Consider the following 13137-nt stretch of genomic DNA (forward strand, 5'->3'; position numbering starts at 1 on the left):
GACGACATATCATGGATGATCACGCCATCGCCATCATCGGCATGACCTTTCGGCTGCCCGGGGCGGACAGCCTGCCCGTGCTTTGGTCAAATCTTGTCAACGGACGGGTCGCTATCCGGCATTTTCAGCGGGAGCACTGTGTCGCGCAGGGCATAGACAGCCCGTTATTTGAAGATCCCCGCTACGTTTTTGCCGACGCCGCACTACCGGGTATCGACCTGTTCGACGCGGATTTTTTTGCCTTCAGCCAGCGAGAGGCGGCGTTACTCGATCCCCAGCAGCGGATTTTGCTGGAGTGCGCCTGGGAGCTGTTGGAAACCGCCGGTTATGGTAATCCGCTGCGGCGTCCGCGCATTGGCGTCTATGCCGGCGCGTCCATGAACACTTACCTGCCGAATGTCATCAGGTCTCGCTGTGATTTGATGTCTCTGGCGGGTACGGAATTAATGCTCACCAACGATAAAGATTATCTGTGCGGCAGGATTTCCTACAAACTCGGTCTCACGGGTCCCAGCGTGTCCGTTCAAACCGGCTGTTCCACGGCGTTGAGCAGCATGCATTGTGCGGTGCAAAGCCTCCTGGGCAGTGAGTGCGATATGGCCATAGCCGGCGGCGTCTCGATTCAGGCCGTCTTGCGGCCGGGTTATCTGTACGAGCCTAACCTGATGTTCTCGCCGGACGGCATGTGCCGACCCTTTGATCACGCCGCTTCGGGTACCGTTTTCGGCGATGGCGCCGGCCTGGTGGCGTTGCGCCCCTTACGCGACGCGAAGGCGGCCGGCGACACTATTCTGGCGGTGATCCTGGGCTCGGCGATGAACAATGAAGGCGACGGCAGGCTTGGTTTCACGGCTCCAGGGGTTGAAGGTCAATGCCGGTTAATTGCTGAAGCCCAAGGGGTGGCGGGAGTTGCCCCGGATGAAATCGGCATGATAGAAGCCCATGGCACCGGTACGGCGTTAGGCGATCCGGTGGAGTTTGCCGCGCTGCGTGAAGTTTTTCGCCCCATCGGGCATCGAACGGAACGCTGCGCGCTGGGTTCGATTAAAGCGAATGTCGGGCATTTGGCGGCGGCGGCGGGCATAGCGGGACTTGCCCGGGCGGTCCTGGCGCTGAAACACGGCATTGTCCCGCCGCACCCCACCTTCAGCCAGGCAAATCCCGCCCTCGCACTGGAGGAGAGTCCGTTTATCATCAACCGGACGGCCGTGCCATGGCCCCTGAGCGGGACACGGCGCGCCGGCGTCAGCTCTTTCGGCGCCGGTGGCACCAATGTTCATATGGTCCTCGCTGAAGGGCCGTCCGCCGTAGCAAAACGCGGCAGCATCGGGCTGCACGCCATTCCGCTCAGCGGGCGGGATCCCGTCAGGCTCAAAGAGCTCGCCGCCGGCATGGCGGAACATCTCGGCGCCCAGCCGGATATCAATCTTGACGACATTGCCGTTACCCTGTCACAGGGACGGCGGATTGAGCCCTGTAAAGCATTGCTGTATGCCCATGACCGGCACGAATTGATGGCGCAGCTCAACGAGGGCGCCTTTGATATCGCTACGGGCGATGCGGCCCCGCATCTGATCCTTATCATCGGCGGCGGCCTGTCTTACGCCGCCGCGGCCAATCATCCGATTTTCAACCGGGAATTAACCGCCCTGCTGGCGTGGCTAAATGAACATCATCCGGCGCTTATTACCCGGCAAGACGTGTTGGGCACGTGCAACACCGAGGGGGAGGTATGGGGCCTGGCGCAAACTGTGGGTTACCTGTCTTATCTGCTGATGTGGCGGTATGTCATTAACACGCCGTTGCTTATCCTGACGCCGGAGGAGATTAACGTAAGGGTGGAGGGGTTTTTCCCCGCCCCCGTGGTCGCCCCCCCCCTGCCCGGCCGGCGGGGGGGACCGGACCCCCAAACACCCCCCCCTGAACCGCCAATGGCCAAGGTGTACTCCTTAATGGGCGATTATCTGGCGCAGTCGGCCCCCGCGAACCACAGCGGAATACCCCCCGCGGCCGGTTATTTTTCGGCGCGGTCAATCAATCCCGGCGATCGGGTATTCATACCGGCGCACCGGGGAGGTTTTGATCGCCTGGCCCGCCAGACCTGCCGGGATCGGGGGGTGGAGGCCGTGCTCGGCCCCAAGGCCGATGATATGCCGGCCTTGCTACGCTGTGCGGGCGCGCTGTGGTGCCGGGGAGTAAATATTGATTGGCAATACCTTTGCCCTTATCCCAATGCCGGGCGTATACCATTGCCGGTCCAGCCGCTGCGGCGTCGCAGATGCTGGTATCAACCGGAATCGGTGGAAGAAAGCGGTCTTACATCGCCCGCGATGCCTGCTGCCGATGGGCGTTCCCCGGTGGACGAAAAGGACCGGCCGCAACTGTATGTTGAAAGATGGCGCCGCGCCGGGCGTGGCGCCGTGGAGACCGGTATGACCGGCTCGTGCCGAAGGCTGGTGATAGCCGAACCGACCTGCCGTTATGCCCCGTCGCTTAAGAACGCGCTGAAAAAGCGGAGCGGGCATATCACCACTGCGATTCTGGGTTCCGCCAGGGTTGCGGGTGCCGGCGGATATTGCCTGGACCCACATGATCCCCTGGCCGCCGACCGGCTCGCCGACACTTTGCGCAATGACCATCTGATGCCCGATCACCTGATGCTGCTGTTTGGCGACGTGCGAGAGGCGGTGTTGACCGTAGCGACGTTTGATGTCGTTTTCATCATATTGGAACTGGCCAAAGCCCTTTCATTACACCGTCGGGCGCCGCTGTTCATCGATGTCATCGGACCGGGTTTTGTCGATGGGCCGGGCAGCGGAACCCTTTTCCCTCAACGTGCCGCCGCCTGGGCGGCATGCCAGTCCCTGATGCAAGAAATCCCCTTTGTTTCATGCCGCTGCGTGGATGTCGACGAACAAGACCCCCTTGCCGCCCATGACGTCATGGCGGAGTTAACCGGCACACATCGCCCCTCCCTCGTCGCCTTGCGTAGCGGCTGGCGATGGGAACGTTATTTCGAGACGCTCAAAAGCGCCGCCGCGCCGCCGGACTGGGGAAATCCCACCTGCCTGGTGACAGGCGGCCTGGGGCAGGTGGGGTATCCACTGGCGCGGTTTATGGCGACTCACCTTCACGCCAAGCTGGTTATCCTGACCCGTACGCCTTTACACACCTTACCGCAGAACGATCGGCGCAGGGAACGGCTTCAGGCGCTGCGGGCCGTGGCGGTGGAGGTGGAGGTCGTGCATGCTGATATTGCCGATCTCGGGCAGGTCACGGAGGCCGTCGAACGAGCGGAACGGCGGATCGGCGAGATCACCTGCTTTATCCATGCCGCCGGCGTTTCCGGCCCGGGGACGCTGCATTGGGTGCAAAAGTCCACCCGCGAGCAGTGGCAAAGGCTCATGGGACCGGGCTTTATCGGTGCATCGGTACTCCATGCCCTATTGGGCCGCCGATCGCTCAGATTCGGCTGTTTTACTTCATCGCTGGCGGCCTACGTCGGCGGATTGGGACTGTCGGCCTATGCGGCGGCTAACGAAGCCTGCGCATCTTTCGCCCTGCGTCACGGACGCCGTCACCCCTACCTGTGCATTGATTGGGCCGGTTGGCAGGGATGGGATAGCGGCGGCAGCTTCAAATACAGCGCGAACCGCGCCCGTCCGTTAACCGACCGCGAAGCTTCCGCCGCCTTCGGCATTGCCCTGAATAATCTGCATCAGGGCCGATTGGCGGTGTCCATCGGATCGCCGGACGGGATTTTCAATAACATTATCTCCGCGCCGGCGCGACGGCATATCCCCGCGGACGACAGCGGTTCTTATCCCATCGGTTTGGAGGCTGTCGTCAGCGCGGCCCCCGCCGCATTGGCGGACGCCACCGGATCGTCTTCCATCGACCCGGCTGACGTTAGCGAAGCCCTGATGGTGATTTGGCGCAACCTGCTGCACTGCGAGGTGGATAAGCGCGCGAACTTTTTTGATTTGGGCGGCGACTCACTGGTGGGCGCCGAGCTGGTGCGCCGGATTAACGCCCATTTCAACATCATGCTGACCATGGTCGATCTGTTTGAGGCCTCCGCGGTGGAGACTCTTGCGCAGAAAGTGGCCCGTACTTTATCGGCGCCGGCGCGGGGCATCGGGTCGAGCGAAAGCGGCAGAGGAGCAGGGGGATGACAAGGGTCAACGATCACGCTTTCGCCCAGCGCGATATCGCCATCACCGCCGTCGCCGGCCGTTTTCCCGGCGCGCCGTCTCCCCAGGCGTTTTGGCGGTCATTATTGGATGGCCGGGAGCTTATTCGCGATTATCCGGCCCACCGGTTGCCCGGCGGCGTCACGTTTTCCCCTGTCGCCGGGGCGTGTTATGTGCCGCGCGGCGCGTTCCTTGACGATACCGATGCGTTTGATTACGGATTTTTCCATATCACCCCCAGGGAAGCGGTGCGGATGGATCCGCAGCAGCGGATTTTTCTTGAAGTGTGTCATGAGGCGCTGGAATCCGGCGGTTATGGCCGTGGCAGCGACGCGGGTATCGCCTCGGTGTTTGCCGGCACCCGTAAAAGCGGTTGGGAACCCTATATGCCCGCCGCCGCCGATGCCACCGATGCCATGCTGGCGTTGGGAGGAAATAGCCCGGATGCATTGGCTTCGCGCACTGCCTACAAGTTAAACTGCACCGGTCCGGCGGTGAGCGTGGCGACGTACTGTTCCGGGTCGCTGGTGTCGGTTCATTTGGCCTGTCAAAGTCTGCTGGCGGGAGAAAGCGATCTCGCCATTGCCGGCGGCGCCTGTGTCCGTTTTCCCGCCCACCAGGGGTATTTTTGTCATCGCGGCGGCATTTTATCCGCCACCGGTCGGGTGCGCGCTTTTGATCAAACCGCCGACGGCCCGCTGTGCGCCGAGGGCGTGGCCGCCGTGCTGGTGCGCCGGTGGGAGGGCCCCCGCCCCGCGGGGGAGCCGATACTGGCGGTGATTAAAGGCTCGGCGGTGAATAATGACGGCGCACGGCGGGCCGGGTACAGCGCGCCGGCGGCGGACGGGCAAGCAGCGGTCATCCAGCGTGCGTGGGATCGCGCGGGGGTTGCCCCGGACAGGGTCGGCATGATTGAAGCCCATGGCACCGGCACATCCATTGGCGATGCTATCGAGCTCAGCTCGCTGCTTCGGGTTTTCGCTCTCGCGCAACCCCGCGCCTGCGCGCTCGGTTCCCTTAAAACCAACCTCGGACACGCTGATTGCGCCTCCGGCATAACCGGATTGATCAAGACCATTCTGGCGGTTCAACAGGGTATTATCCCGCCGACGCTGTATTGCTCCCGACCAATGAATGCGTTGACCGCTCCGCACACGCCTTTTTACCTGCCTCATGCCGCGCAGCAATGGGAAACCGCCGGTTCGCCCCGTCTTGCCGGCGTCAGCTCCTTCGGCATCGGCGGCACCAACGCCCATGTGGTGGTGGCCCAGCCCCCGCCCTATGCGCCGGACAACACCGGCCATGAATCCGTGCATCTCATCCCCCTCAGCGCCCGCAGTCCCGAGACATTACGGCAGATAACCGAAAACCTGCGAGCCTACCTTCTCGCCCATCCCGATACCTCCGCGGACGATGTGGCCTATACCCTCCAGCGGGGAAGATATCCTCTCCCGGTGCGGCGCATTGTCCTCGCTCGGGATGTTCCGGGGATACTTTACGGACTCTCGCAGGAGCGCGGGGTGGCTGTCGCATGCGATGGCCTCTTGGATGAACAGCGTCTGGCGATGGCCACCGCCTGGCAGCAGGGAGGGGAGGCGGACTGGTTGCGTTTTTACGCCCTTGAACAGCGTCGCAGGCTGCCCCTTCCCACCTATCCGTTTGTTCGCAGCCGCCTCGGTAACGACATGGACGAGCCGGCTGCATAAGTCTTTACCCGCTAAACATAAGGAGCCTCTATGGCAAGCGCAATTTCAATTGAACGGGAACTGGTCACACTATTCGCCGCCGCGTTCGGCCTGACCGAAAATGAAATGAATATCGCCACGCCGCTGGTGGAAATGGGCGCGGATTCCCTGCTGCTGTTTGACGTTGCCGACGCATTGCGGCGGCGTTACGGCGTAAGGCTGACGGTCCGGCAATTCTTTGCCGATATCCCCACCATCGGCAAGGTGGCGGAGTATCTTTCACGTTCCGGCGTCGAATCTGGCCGCGACACCCCCGAAGAGCCCGTGGGGATGAATGCCGGCACAGATGCGGAGCCAGCCCCTGAATCCGGCGCGTGCTCCATTCATCATGCCGCTTTATCGCCTGACGTAACGAAACATTCTGCAGATGAGGGAATTTTGCCGGTGGGGGAGCGGGCTGATGCGTCGCGCAAGCTTTCATCGGCGCCAGCTCCTGTCGCCGTTCCCGTCCCTTTTCGCTGGCTGTCGCGCAGCGCGTTGCCGGACGAGACCACGGCCCGGCATGACTATCTGGCGCGTTTTATTCCGCGCTATGCCGGAAAAACGTCCCGATCCAAACAGCACGCCGCCGATGTTCGCCGGATCATTGCCGATAGCCGTTCGGGTATTGGATTCAAACCCTCGGTCAAAGAGCTGCTTTATCCGCTGGTATGCGATACCTTCAGCGGCGCGGAGGTAGGGGATATCGACGGTAATGGCTACGTCGACATGACCATGGGCTTTGGCTCGCACCTGTTCGGCCATCAGCCGGACTTTATCATCGGCGCCCTGCGAGAAAGCCTAGCGCGCAGCTTCGGATTGGGTACCCGTAGCGAAGCGGCGCTTACCGTCGCCGGACTGATTACCGAACTCACCGGTATGGATCGGGTAGCGTTTGTCAACAGCGGCACCGAAGCCGTAATGAACGCCGTACGCGCCGCCAGGGCTTATACCCGACGGGATCATGTAGTGATCTTCGCCACCAGTTATCACGGTCATTGGGATGCCGTGCTGGCGACCCCGGGCGATTTTCCGGGCGCCTACGGCGCGCGCGCGCTCTCGGTGGGAATACCCCAAAATATGGTGGCCGATGTGTCGGTATTGGCGTTTGGCAGCGAAGCCGCGCTTGAATTTATTGAAAAACATCGCCACCGCATCGCCGCGGTGATGGTGGAGCCGGTGCCGACCCGCGATCCCAGGCTGGCATTGCCTGACTATTTGCGCCAGTTGCGAACGTTAACGGCCAATCACGGAATCATGCTGATTTTCGATGAGATCGTGACGGGATTCCGGGTTCATCCCGCCGGCATTCAAGGACTCTACGGCATAAAGGCAGATATCGTCACCTACGGCAAAACCATCGGCGGGGAATGCCGCTCGGCGTCATTGCCGGCCGGGGTAATACCCTGGATGCCATTGACGGCGGCGGCTGGTCGTTTGGCGACCACAGCTACCCGGCGACGGAAGCGACCTTCTTCGGCGGCACCTATTTTCAGCATCCCCTCTCCATGGCGGCCGCGCAAGCCACCTTAACCGAGATCAAGGGTCAGGGCGTTGCATTATCTCAGGCGCTGGCGAAAAAAACCGACGAACTGGTGGCAAGGTTGAATCAATTATTCCATGAACGCCGAGTGCCTATAACGGCGTGTTCATTCAGTTCTTTCTTTCGATTAATCCATCGTGAGAACTTCGACCTGCTTTATTATAATCTTTTATTCCGAGGCGTTTATATTTGGGAGTGGCGCTGCTGGTTTCTCTGTGCCGCCCATGAGCAAACCCATCTTGATCGGGTCGTTAAGGCTTTTAGCGACAGTCTGGATGAGCTGGCGGAACACCGACTGTTGCCGCAAATGGCCGGCCGTTGATTGTTATGGAGTTCTCAGTCCAGCTATTCTAAGACTAATTAGGGAGGTATATATTTCATGGCATATAAAGGCATTTAGTATATGACTTATTTGCCATCTGATTTATTTAATAGATATTGCTTTGCAGGATTGATGCATATTATTCTCTTCTTTTTTCATTGAGCCGGCATAAAGCGATGTCGAATGCGCCGGCAATAATCTTGCGAACGCAATAACTGTATCTATTACTTTAGGTGAATTTAATGCAATTTTCCAAACGGTGGCTGGTATTGTCGGTTGTTTCAGTCGCCTTGGTGCTTGTTACGGTAGACATGACGGTTCTTTATATCGCGCTGCCGCAGCTGACCCGCGACCTTGCCGCCTCCGCGTCCGCCAAACTCTGGATAGTGAATATCTACCCGCTGATAGTTTCCGGTCTGCTGCTGGGCGCCGGTACGCTGGGGGACCGACTCGGCCACAAAAAGCTCTTTTTGCTGGGACTGACGGTATTTGGCCTGGCTTCTTTGCTGGCGGCCTATTCCGGCTCGCCTCAGCGGCTTATTGCCGCCAGGGCGCTGCTGGGGGTGGGGGCGGCCATGATGATGCCCGCCACCCTGGCCATTATCAGACTGACCTTTCCCGATGAGAAGGAACGGGCGATGGCCATAGGCATCTGGTCCGCGGTGGCCTCCGGCGGGGCGGCGGCGGGTCCGCTGGTGGGCGGGGCGCTGCTGGAGTATTTCTGGTGGGGATCGGTCTTCCTGATCAATATTCCTATCGTGGTGCTGGCGCTGCTCCTGACATGCTGGGGTGTTCCCGCCGACTCGGCGGACCGGAGCCGGCCATGGGATCTGCCGGGATCATTGCAGGTGACGACGGCATTGGTTTCACTGGCTTACGCCATTAAAGAATTTGCCAAACCCGCGCCTTCCTACGGATATCTCCTGGCGGCGCTGACGACGGGCATCGGTTTGCTGGCCATTTTCATTCTCCGGCAGCGGCGCAGCCGGCATCCCCTTATCGATTTCGCCATTTTCAGCACACCGCTCTTCACTGCGGCCATCATAGCGGCGATGATTTCATCCGCCTGTTTGATGGGTATCGATCTGGCCCTTAGTCAACGGCTGCAGCTGGTGATGGGATTGACCCCGCTGCAAACGGGGCTCTTCTTCCTGCCGCTTTCATCAGCGGCGATTGTCGGCAGCCTGCTGGCCGGATGGTTGTTGACCCGAATGAAGCGGCCATTACGATTGCTGGTGGCGGCGCTGTTGCTATATAGCCTCGGGGCGGCCGGTTTTCTTTTCTGCTACGACGCACCCATGGCAAGCCAGCTGTTATGCCTGCTGCTGCTGGGTGCGGCGGTGGGGGCGACCACCACCAGCGTGTCGAATTTCATTATGCTGAACGCGCCGCCCCATCGCGCCGGCATGGCGGCCTCGCTGGAAGAAACATCCTATGAGCTGGGCGCGGCATTGGGGATCACGGTAATGGGCAGTATCATGTCGGCGGTCTACAGCGATACGGTGGGGCCGTCCCATGGGGCGGATATTCGGGACAGCCTGGATCAGGCGCTGATGGTGGCCGAAAGCCTGCCGCTGGAAACGGCGGCGGCAGTCGAATTGCTGGCCAGGTCCGCCTTCGACCAGTCATTTTCAGCCGTCATGGCCACGGCGATGGCCGTCTTGCTGATGACGGCCGTGCTGATCTGGCTCAGTGCCCGCGTCCGGTCGACCCGCCGCCCGCTTGTGGCGCAAAGCCCCTATGATGCCGAAAGCCATTGAGCGGAAGGCGAAAAGGCTTCCATAGGAGCAATGGCTTAAGGGACAGAAATTGTCGCCATGGCCCTAAGTGCGTTATTTATCGTTTTGACGGCGTTCAACCAGGGCAATCATTTGCTCCGTCACCAGATCAAAAAGCTGCTTGCCCAACGTCGCCGATGAACCGGAGGTCCGCGACAATACGCCCCGTGTGGACGCCGAGTCGCCATCAAGCGGCAGCCGATAAATTCCCGCCATGGGGGGCGACGGGTGATCCGGTCGTTCCGACCTGACCAGGTCGGGATGCAAATGCAGCATCAAACTGGTTTCGGTGATACCGGCATGTTCGGCGTGCCAGCCGGGGAAGTCAGGCAGGTTGGCCGCTATCCAGGCATCGGGCACCAAACTCCACCAACTGAATGCGGTTACCGCTCTTTCGCCAAAGGCGCCGTTCCCGCTGAGTTCGTCTATCGCCTCGAAAATAAACGCTTCGTTTTCGTAATGCCCGTTGATAATCACCAACTGCTTGAACGGCAGACGGCACAGGCTGGCTAGGGTGCGTTGCAGGTAACGGGTAAACGTGCCGCCGTCGATATATATCGTGCCGGGAAAGATCAGACCGCCGCCGCTTTGCGGCAATGAACGCACGGAGAGGGGCTGTACCGGCAGATAAAACCCATCAATTATTGCTGCCAGGCGGTGGGATAACGCCTTGGGAATGAGGCTATCGACATTTAAGGGCAAATGAGGACCGTGTTGTTCAATTCCGCCGATAGGCCAGATCAGGGTCTTACCCGCCACCGCCCGTTCGATTTCTGCGCTGGTCAGTTCCGCCAACGCTTTCGCCGCTAAGGATTCCATATCAAATTTCCTTCTTTTGACCAGGGGCCGCCGGCATGATGCCGGCGATCCCCTGATATTCATCAATGATGCGTTTCAGCGTCTTGCCGCATTTATAATGCAACGCGGTATAAACCTGGACGGCATCGGCGCCCGCGAGCAGATAGTCCCGCACATCGCGGCCGCTTTGTACGCCGCCGGAGCCGATAATAGGTAATGTGATCCCCTTTTTTCGCAGATGGTATATCGCCGCCAAGACCAACGGTTTGATGCCCGCTCCGGAATAACCGCAGGGACCGCCCAAGGCCGGCAGCTCGGTGACGGGATCAAAGGCCAGGCCAGAAATGGTATCGCTCAGGGTAAGGGCCTGTGCGCCGCCGGACACTGCGGCCTCTACCCGATTTACCAACTCATCCCCGAGCGCAAGTTTTACCGAAAAGGGCGCATCGGTGTGGCGGCGGACAGCATCTGTATATCGGTAAACCCGATCGGGGGTGTCTTCGCCGGCGGTAAGATCATGGGGACAGGAGATACCCAGTTCCAACGGGGCATCGGTAACCGTGGCGATTTGTCCGGCCATCGCCGCCAGCCCCTCCGGGGTATTGGCATGTACTGAAACGATAATGGGTAATTGTTCCTCGGCAAATAACTTCAGCATGAGCAGCCATTGCTGAATAGGGCGTTTTGAATAGGTGGTATTATTCAGCATGCCGGACTCCAGAGGATAAATATTCTCATCTTGACTATCGATGTGAGAGGGATAAAGGGTTTTGGTGACAACCGCCCCGGCGCCGATGTCGGCAAACTGCCGAATAAGCTTTACACGATCCGTCAGCAGGCCTGAGCCCACGATCACAGGATTACTCAAGCGTAGATTCAACAGGGATCTCGTTGTTGACTGCTCCATGTTTTATTCGCTCCTTAGGTGATGAAAAAATTTAATTCAATAGCGAATGAGACCTTAGCGTTTAAAAAATGTATTTGCGCGAATGTGTTTTTTACTCACGGCGAGGGTGCATATCACCCTTGCCAAATGAAATAAGCTCAAGGAGATGGTTGAAAAAACCGGGGTCGGGATTTTCAATAAAAAAATGGTCTCCCGGCACGGTGGCCAGACGAAAAATGCCGGTCGTCAACGTTTGCCATTGCTGCATAGAGGCTTCCAGGGCGATATTATCCCGTTGACCGCGAAAACCATAAATAGGAATAGGCAGTTTGTATGACTCGTCCGGCATCCAGTTCAGGCATAATTCGAAATCTGCCCGGAGGATCGGCAAAAACAGCGACGCCAGTTCCGGGTGTTGTAATATATTCCGTGACGCTGGGTTAAACGTAGCCATGACCGCCAGGGTTTGCGCATCGCTCAAGCCCGTGAGGCGCGGGATAAGGGCGCGGTCCGCCGGACAGGCCGCTGAACAGACAAATAATGATGCCGGATGCCGTCCGGAGGCAAGGCACAGTTTCTGGGCCAGCCGAAAGGCAATCCAACCGCCCATACTGGTGCCGAGCAGAGCAAAGCGGCTATGAAACAGACCGCTCAGCTGAGACAGGATAAGGTCGGTTAATCTCTCCATATCGTCAATCGGCGGGAGGCCTATGTCTCTGCCTCGTCCCGGCAGCCGCACCGGATGCAGCTTGACGCCGGGTAAAGCGGTTTGCCATCGTCGATAAAAATCCGCGCTTGCGCCGGCATACGGCAAGCAGATGAGATTAAGCTTCGCGGGATCGGTGGGGTCATGGAACATCACGGCTACCTCCCGGTTCCGGCAAACAGCGGGGTCCCCCGGCGGCCATCACCCCACCCACATCCAGGGCAATCATCTGAACGGGCCTGGCTTTGCGGTTAAGGTCCCGTCCGGAGACGCCCGTTATCATGCCGGCCTCCATCAGGTTAACGATGTGGCTGCGGGAAAGATTGAGCTTTTTCGCTAAAATAGTCACCAAACGTACCGGGATAGGGTACTGGAGCTTTATATCGACGCTAAGCTGCGGCGTGCCGGCAAAAGCGGTGAGATCATCGCCGTCCACATCAAAATCCGGTGGCGGTCCCAGGACATTGTTTGCACGCAGCAAGGCGTTGTAATCAAATGCCCGGCGGCATATCTCCTCTTGATCGTTAGACAGGAAACGTTCATATAATGCTTGATCTATTCTGCTAATATTTACCCTGGAAACAATATCAATATTCCATGTATATTCACATATTTCGCATTTATAAATACTCCATATATCCAGGATTTTCTTTTGCGCATTCACGCGAAACGTACCACCGGGGAAAAAAAGACGTTTTAGGGCACATCTCGGACAACGTCTGATGAGTGCCTGAAATCCAATAGGCCGTACCAGCCACTGGACACATCCTTGTGTCGGAATCAACCCGCACCTCGATAATAAATTAAATTAACAAAATCGATGTTACACAACCGAATCGGCAAATACAATAAAATTACTTTTAAGACGGGAATAGGTAGATTAAATGTATTATTTATAGATGTTTCGATAACGGGTTAAGCTATTAATCATAAGGCCGAGATAATTTGAATAACGTTTATATTTATGTCGTTGTTCAATGACAATATATCATTAACGAAAATGAAAGCGAAAATAAACGCTAATGGAATTATGTCATGAATTTACGGGAATGTGCGCCACAGCGCGGTAGGCCCGCGATCACTAAGCGTGCAACGAACCTGTTAAAGGGAGAGCGCAGCAATGGGGTCGAATCGGGCGTGGTTTTACCGCCCGACGGAGCGCCCCATGGTGCGGTAAACCCGCGATC

9 protein-coding genes are annotated in these 13137 nt (G+C 58.6%); 5 read left to right on the top strand and 4 right to left on the bottom strand.

Annotation, left to right across the window (positions count from 1 at the left end; translation table 11 throughout):
• Positions 1-11 precede the first annotated feature (11 nt).
• The 5 genes from GTU79_RS13595 to GTU79_RS13615 all read left to right on the top strand — a co-directional run bounded on the left by GTU79_RS13595 (position 12) and on the right by GTU79_RS13615 (position 9542).
• On the top strand, positions 12-4175 hold the full coding sequence (locus tag GTU79_RS13595) for an SDR family NAD(P)-dependent oxidoreductase (protein ID WP_214514047.1): 4164 nt from the start codon (positions 12-14) through the stop codon (positions 4173-4175).
• Positions 4172-5899, top strand: a complete 1728-nt coding sequence (locus GTU79_RS13600) for a beta-ketoacyl synthase N-terminal-like domain-containing protein (protein WP_214514048.1) — start codon at positions 4172-4174, stop codon at positions 5897-5899. The genes GTU79_RS13595 and GTU79_RS13600 overlap by 4 nt, the downstream gene beginning before the upstream one ends.
• 30 nt (positions 5900-5929) lie before the next feature.
• The gene (locus GTU79_RS13610; protein ID WP_253073597.1) at positions 5930-7450 is read left to right on the top strand and encodes an aminotransferase class III-fold pyridoxal phosphate-dependent enzyme; all 1521 of its coding nucleotides are present in this window, start codon (positions 5930-5932) and stop codon (positions 7448-7450) included.
• The gene (locus tag GTU79_RS30370) at positions 7426-7782 is read left to right on the top strand and encodes a hypothetical protein (protein ID WP_253073598.1); all 357 of its coding nucleotides are present in this window, start codon (positions 7426-7428) and stop codon (positions 7780-7782) included. The genes GTU79_RS13610 and GTU79_RS30370 overlap by 25 nt, the downstream gene beginning before the upstream one ends.
• Before the next feature lie 242 nt (positions 7783-8024).
• Positions 8025-9542 carry an MFS transporter gene (locus tag GTU79_RS13615; protein ID WP_203521521.1) on the top strand — a complete coding sequence of 506 codons (1518 nt, stop codon included), beginning with the start codon at positions 8025-8027 and terminating at the stop codon, positions 9540-9542.
• 72 nt (positions 9543-9614) lie between these two features.
• Here GTU79_RS13615 and GTU79_RS13620 read toward each other — a convergent pair whose 3' ends face one another.
• The 4 genes from GTU79_RS13620 to GTU79_RS13635 form a co-directional block, all read right to left on the bottom strand.
• Positions 9615-10379: a creatininase family protein gene (locus GTU79_RS13620; protein ID WP_132921709.1), complete on the bottom strand. Its 765-nt coding sequence runs from the start codon at positions 10377-10379 to the stop codon at positions 9615-9617.
• Position 10380: 1 nt separating this feature from the next.
• On the bottom strand, positions 10381-11265 hold the full coding sequence (locus tag GTU79_RS13625) for a beta/alpha barrel domain-containing protein (protein WP_203521520.1): 885 nt from the start codon (positions 11263-11265) through the stop codon (positions 10381-10383).
• Positions 11266-11356: 91 nt separating this feature from the next.
• The gene (locus tag GTU79_RS13630; protein ID WP_253073658.1) at positions 11357-12103 is read right to left on the bottom strand and encodes a thioesterase II family protein; all 747 of its coding nucleotides are present in this window, start codon (positions 12101-12103) and stop codon (positions 11357-11359) included.
• Positions 12093-12614 (bottom strand): DUF1062 domain-containing protein, encoded by a 522-nt coding sequence (locus tag GTU79_RS13635; protein WP_253073599.1) that lies wholly within the window; start codon positions 12612-12614, stop codon positions 12093-12095. Before GTU79_RS13635 ends, GTU79_RS13630 begins: the two co-directional genes overlap by 11 nt.
• Positions 12615-13137 lie beyond the last annotated feature (523 nt).

This window comes from Sodalis ligni (assembly GCF_016865525.2).
In the GTDB taxonomy this organism is placed as follows: Bacteria; Pseudomonadota; Gammaproteobacteria; order Enterobacterales; family Enterobacteriaceae; genus Acerihabitans; species Acerihabitans ligni.

Coding starts and splice junctions, on each gene's coding strand:
- GTU79_RS13595 (WP_214514047.1), top strand. CDS start 12: ATGGATGATCACGCCATCGCCATCATCGGCATGACCTTTCGGCTGCCC.
- GTU79_RS13600 (WP_214514048.1), top strand. CDS start 4,172: ATGACAAGGGTCAACGATCACGCTTTCGCCCAGCGCGATATCGCCATC.
- GTU79_RS13610 (WP_253073597.1), top strand. CDS start 5,930: ATGGCAAGCGCAATTTCAATTGAACGGGAACTGGTCACACTATTCGCC.
- GTU79_RS30370 (WP_253073598.1), top strand. CDS start 7,426: ATGGCGGCCGCGCAAGCCACCTTAACCGAGATCAAGGGTCAGGGCGTT.
- GTU79_RS13615 (WP_203521521.1), top strand. CDS start 8,025: ATGCAATTTTCCAAACGGTGGCTGGTATTGTCGGTTGTTTCAGTCGCC.
- GTU79_RS13620 (WP_132921709.1), bottom strand. CDS start 10,379: ATGGAATCCTTAGCGGCGAAAGCGTTGGCGGAACTGACCAGCGCAGAA.
- GTU79_RS13625 (WP_203521520.1), bottom strand. CDS start 11,265: ATGGAGCAGTCAACAACGAGATCCCTGTTGAATCTACGCTTGAGTAAT.
- GTU79_RS13630 (WP_253073658.1), bottom strand. CDS start 12,103: ATGTTCCATGACCCCACCGATCCCGCGAAGCTTAATCTCATCTGCTTG.